We start from the raw sequence: 4466 nt of genomic DNA on the forward strand, positions 1-4466 counted from the left end.
TCTGCAGCGCGCAGCCGACTTTGTGCTCGCCTTGGAGGCGCAACGATCCGTGAGTGGGACTTATGGGTAACGATATGGCCTTACGTAGGTGCCGGCAATACTGGTGGCAGTAGTGGCAACACCAATCGATGCTGCGGACGCGCCACGGCCGCGGTTGGACCAGAAATCACCTGCGGCAACTTTCAAGTCGGATGTAAGGTTCAGTCCTTCAGAGACCTGCGACCGAATGGTGTAATCCTGATACGCCGGAATCGCGATGGCTGCCAAAATACCAATGATCGCCACGACGATCATGAGTTCGATTAAGGTAAAGCCAGCTTGATGCTTCTTCATAATTAGATCCCAATTGAATTGATGAGGTCGGCTGAGATGGAGGCCTGTCGCAGCCTCTTGTCATCAGCCGCGTCGCTCTGGTCTCCCGCGACAGTTAAGGCAGAACGCGCGCCAACTGCATCGGCACGCTTCGCAGATCTGCCGAAAACATTAAGAATCATGGTGTTGTGTGAGTCAGCGCCGAGTTCGATGCGGTCACGCCAGGTGCGAGATCCGGGTCGGTCAAGCCCGAGCGCGTCAGATATTGACGAGTTGCGTCAGGTCAGCGCCCGGCGTTGGCGTCCGAACCGCGAGCGCCGCTCGAACCTTGTGCGACCGGGCGCGCAGGGCGCGTCTGGGCTCAGGGTGCCGGCTAGGTTGCTAGGGGCGGAGTCTTGAAATCGACCAACGCTGAATTTCTGGGTGATTTCTGCGTGGACCGGGGTTTTGAGTAGGCCGGGCGCTTCTCGAACGGTAGGGCGAAATTCGTGTTCTCTGTTTGCCGCCTGGTTTGTCGGGTAGAAACACGGCGCGCGCAACCTTGAGGCCCGAGCTTGGCTGTTTCGGCGTTTCCGCTGGACGTGCCCGTTTAGCCCCAATACCGTTCAATGGCAGAGCACGATGCTCTTCCTCGAAGGGGTTGGTCGGCTGAGGGGGGTGTCGGCGAGGAGGCCGGGGTCTACCATCGAATTTGCAGGTAGCGGGGCACCCCGCCAAGGCCGTATTCTAGCGTCGAGGCGGGGGTGTGGCTCTAGGAAAGAGGCCGGGGTCAGGTCTTGTGTTTTGCCTCCGGGAGGGAGAGCCGAAGTCTCACATTGCAAATCCGTGAGAGGAGCCAACTTCGGGCGCGGCCCCCGTTCCTCTTGATCACCCCCGCCCCCTGCGTGCTGGCTGACCTCGAGCCCATCGTCCCCGTTGCGCGTATTTGGGTTCGCAGGCGATGATTGATCCTCGTTTGTATCCTCCCGAAATGGGAGCTACACTGTCTGCATGCGCATCATCGCCAAGAGCACCTTGCGAAAGTTTTGGGAGCAAACGCACTATGCTGATGCTCGCGGTCCCTTAACCTCCTGGCATGACGAAGTGCTTAAGGCGGACTGGAAATCACCTCCAGACATCAAGGCGCAGTATCGCCATGCCAGCATCTGCGGTAACAACCGCGTCGTGTTCAATGTGGGCGGTAACAAGTACCGATTGGTGGTAGAGGTCCAATATCAGTCTGGCATCGTATGGGTGAAATTCATCGGCACCCATGCCCAGTACGACAGGATCGACGTGGAGACAGTCAATGACTATTAAACCCATCCGCACTGACGACGATTTACAGGTGGCGTTTCAGCGACTGGAGGCTATTTTCCAGGCACCTGAACAGACCGACGAGGCCGATGAGCGCGAGGTGCTGGTGGCCCTAATCGAAGCCTATGAATCCCGTCATTACCCCATAGGACCGGCCGATCCCATCGAAGCGATCAAGTTCCGCATGGAGCAGCAAGGACTAGCTCCTAAGGATTTAGAGCCCTACATCGGCTCCAGCGGCCGCGTCTCCGAAGTACTCAACCGCAAACGCAGTCTAAGCTTGCGCATGGTCAAGCGCTTACACGACGGTCTACACATACCTTACGAAAGCCTCCTTTCGGGGACTAATTAGCCTACATTCCGCGCAAGCGCAGAACGAATTCCGGATTTTTCTGAAGCCGAGGGTCAGGTCTCCCGTTGCACGCTCCAGCGAATTGTCCCCGCCCCTGATGCTGACTAGACTCGTCCCATGCACCACCCCATCGACCCCAAGATCGACTGAGAGGGTGACCGGGGTCGGGTCTCCCATTGCACGCTCTTCCCAGGGAGCAAGGGTCTTGAAATCACGCATGCGAGGGCGGGCGATGGGGCTCGGCTGGTGCTGAGCGGGCGTCTCCGGATCAAAGCAGCTTGACCAACGTTGCCATGGCGCCGACTTGCGCGAACATGAGGGGAATGAGCCAGGCCAGGAGACTGTTGCGATTGCGCTCGATGTCGGTCTTGACTTCGCCACGCAACTGCTCGATTTGCAGCGTTAAATTCGCGCGCACGGCCTCGATCTCGCGCTGGAGGCGGAGTTCAGTCTCGCGCAGGTGCTGCTGCGTTGCCAGATCGGGCAGGTGCGGATAGCGCTCTTCGAGCCGCTCGAATGCCTCGGCGATCACACGCGCGCGGGCGCGATCGTCTGGGGCGCTTGCCAGGGCTTCGTAGAGTTCGACGACGGAGGACATGCGGGCTCCAGTGGTGATTCAGAGTCTCCATGAGCCACGAGTATAGCAAGGTAGGATGGGTAAAACGGCCACGGCACGACGCTTAATGATTGGCACGGACGCCGATTGGCCGTGAAACCCATCGTTCACTGCACCAACTGGACATTCCGCACCCCACGACAGCACCGATGTCGTATTTTTCAGCGGCATTGATTCAGCAGCACGGGGATGGGTGGATAAAGCGCTCCTCTGGTACCTTGAGCGCGCGTAAGAACGCCTGCTGGGTGGGGGACAATGGTTGATATAACCGACGTGTCTGACCAATGCAAATCACCATCACGCCGCGAAACTTCCACGTGAGCATATAAGCACTCGGACGACCGGTTGGCTTCTCGTCCCAGCCGGGCACGGTCGTCTCGGTGGCCTCCAGTGCGCGACGCATGACCTGCTCCATGAGGCGCCAGATGAGCAGCGAGATGAGCAGGATCAAGCCAAGCGTCTCAATGCGCTCGGGGCGTTTGAGGAACAAGGCATTGACGATCTGGTCGTCCTTGAGAAAGCTGAAGTTGCGCTCGATCGCGTACTGTTCCTTGTAGGTTCTGAGAATCTGCTCGGCGCTGTAGCCATCTGCCCCGTCGCCCGCCACATTGCTCAGCAACACAAAGCAGCCGGCCATCTTGCGGCGCCGCGAGGAGGCCGGGGTCAGGTCTTGTTGTTTGCCTCCCGGAGCAGAGAGACGGGGTCACAGAGGGACGGAAGAGGCCAGGCTCGGGTTCTTTGGGATTGGGCCTAGCGTTCCGATGCGTATTATGCGCACATCTTTCGTCCGGATTCCGCCGGCCCCGCCGCATGCCCGAGATCCTCGCCGCGGCCGACCTGCTCGATTCCAAGAGCGACTGCGTCTTCTTCCGCGTTTTCTCCGAAGAGCCCGCGCTACTGGTCGATTTGATAGCAACCAAAAGGGGACAGTTTTATTTTCAGCCCTGCCCTACTACAACCGTGCGTTGGGGTCAGGCCTTGAATAACGAGCGGGGTCTGGTTAACCCATGCGCGATTGGCTCGATGCGTTCTCGGGAGGCTGGGGTGGGTGCCCAGGGCAATCGCATCAGGCCTTTCTAATATTCGAGACCTTGGTGCTTGTCCTTTGTGGCCTGATCTTCGGCACCTCGAGCAGCAGCAATCGTGAGATAGCGCTCGTCCCAGCCGGCCTTCAGGCGCTTGCTCTGAATGCCGAGCTTGGTGCCGTCGTGCTGCAAGCGTGTTAGGGCAATGCGCCGAATCAGCGCGAGAGTCTCCCGCGCATCGGGATCCCGCACTCGCGAGGCGTCCGCGTTGAAGGAGACATCCAGGCTCCAATGCAGCTGATTCTCCACGCCCCAGTGTCCACGCACCGCCCGCGCGAAAAGGTCTCGACGTCGGTGCCGATGCTGCCGATATGGAAGCGCGTCTCGCGCGTGGTCTTGCCGTTGATCGTGCGCTCGGACTCCACCATCCCGATCATGTTCATGGCCTCCCACAGGGCGCTGCGCGGCACGCCCGAGAGGTCGCCGAGGGTAAGGTAGCGGCGGATCTCACGCCGACCATGCCCCTGCTCGCTCGTCTCCAGGGCCTCAGGGGCGACGTCAGCGTACTCACGCGCATCGGCCTCGATGAAGGCCTCCTGGACCTCGGCGGCCAAGGTGCTCTGGCAATGCCATGGACTTAAGCCGTCCGGCAGTACGCCGGGTGGAATCCGGGCTTGAGCTTGCGGGGATTGAGGCGTGGAAATTGTCGGTCTGGCCGTACCGCCTCGACGGCATCGGAAAGCGCGAGTACAGCCTGCGTCAGCAGGGTGGTTGGAGGATGCACGGTGCCAGCTCATGGCCGAGGTCATAGAGCATCGAGGCGCGCGCGAGCACCGGACCGCTGGGCTGGGCGCCGAAGTAGCCC

Annotated in this window: 5 protein-coding genes and 2 pseudogenes; 2 read left to right on the forward strand and 5 right to left on the reverse strand. The window is 60.1% G+C overall.

The genetic code is table 11. The annotated features are described in order from the left end of the window. Positions 1 to 81: 81 nt before the first annotated feature. Positions 82 to 333: pseudogene (locus G3446_RS28510) on the reverse strand (pilin); the annotation flags it as partial. 969 nt (positions 334 to 1302) lie between these two features. Here G3446_RS28510 and G3446_RS25725 point away from each other — a divergent pair. Both G3446_RS25725 and G3446_RS25730 read left to right on the forward strand, forming a co-directional pair. Further along, entirely contained in the window at positions 1303 to 1611 is a 309-nt protein-coding gene (locus tag G3446_RS25725; protein ID WP_164456520.1) for a type II toxin-antitoxin system HigB family toxin, read from the forward strand. Then, positions 1601 to 1960: a helix-turn-helix domain-containing protein gene (locus G3446_RS25730; RefSeq protein ID WP_164456521.1), complete on the forward strand. Its 360-nt coding sequence runs from the start codon at positions 1601 to 1603 to the stop codon at positions 1958 to 1960. Before G3446_RS25725 ends, G3446_RS25730 begins: the two co-directional genes overlap by 11 nt. Before the next feature lie 268 nt (positions 1961 to 2228). Here the strand turns inward: G3446_RS25730 and G3446_RS25735 are convergent, their stop codons facing one another. The 4 genes and pseudogenes from G3446_RS25735 to G3446_RS29355 form a co-directional block, all read right to left on the reverse strand. Then, a complete protein-coding gene (locus G3446_RS25735) occupies positions 2229 to 2558 on the reverse strand; it encodes a DUF1640 domain-containing protein (RefSeq protein ID WP_164456522.1) in 330 nt (109 codons plus the stop codon). Positions 2559 to 2751: 193 nt separating this feature from the next. Continuing rightward, complete coding sequence (locus G3446_RS25740) at positions 2752 to 3213, reverse strand: hypothetical protein (RefSeq protein ID WP_164456523.1); 462 nt, start codon at positions 3211 to 3213, stop codon at positions 2752 to 2754. Between the two features lie 439 nt (positions 3214 to 3652). Beyond that, positions 3653 to 3793, reverse strand: a complete 141-nt coding sequence (locus G3446_RS25745; protein ID WP_164456524.1) for a hypothetical protein — start codon at positions 3791 to 3793, stop codon at positions 3653 to 3655. Positions 3794 to 3859: 66 nt separating this feature from the next. Beyond that, positions 3860 to 4054 (reverse strand): annotated as a pseudogene (locus G3446_RS29355) (hypothetical protein); the annotation flags it as partial. Between the last annotated feature and the right edge of the window lie 412 nt (positions 4055 to 4466).

This window comes from Thiorhodococcus minor, from assembly GCF_010820565.1.
Taxonomy (GTDB): Bacteria; Pseudomonadota; Gammaproteobacteria; order Chromatiales; family Chromatiaceae; genus Thiorhodococcus; species Thiorhodococcus minor.

What these genes read in the sequence shown, in the direction of transcription:
- G3446_RS25735 (WP_164456522.1), bottom strand. Translation starts at nt 2,558, where the DNA reads ATGTCCTCCGTCGTCGAACTCTACGAAGCCCTGGCAAGCGCCCCAGAC.
- G3446_RS25730 (WP_164456521.1), top strand. Translation starts at nt 1,601, where the DNA reads ATGACTATTAAACCCATCCGCACTGACGACGATTTACAGGTGGCGTTT.
- G3446_RS25725 (WP_164456520.1), top strand. Translation starts at nt 1,303, where the DNA reads ATGCGCATCATCGCCAAGAGCACCTTGCGAAAGTTTTGGGAGCAAACG.
- G3446_RS25740 (WP_164456523.1), bottom strand. Translation starts at nt 3,213, where the DNA reads ATGGCCGGCTGCTTTGTGTTGCTGAGCAATGTGGCGGGCGACGGGGCA.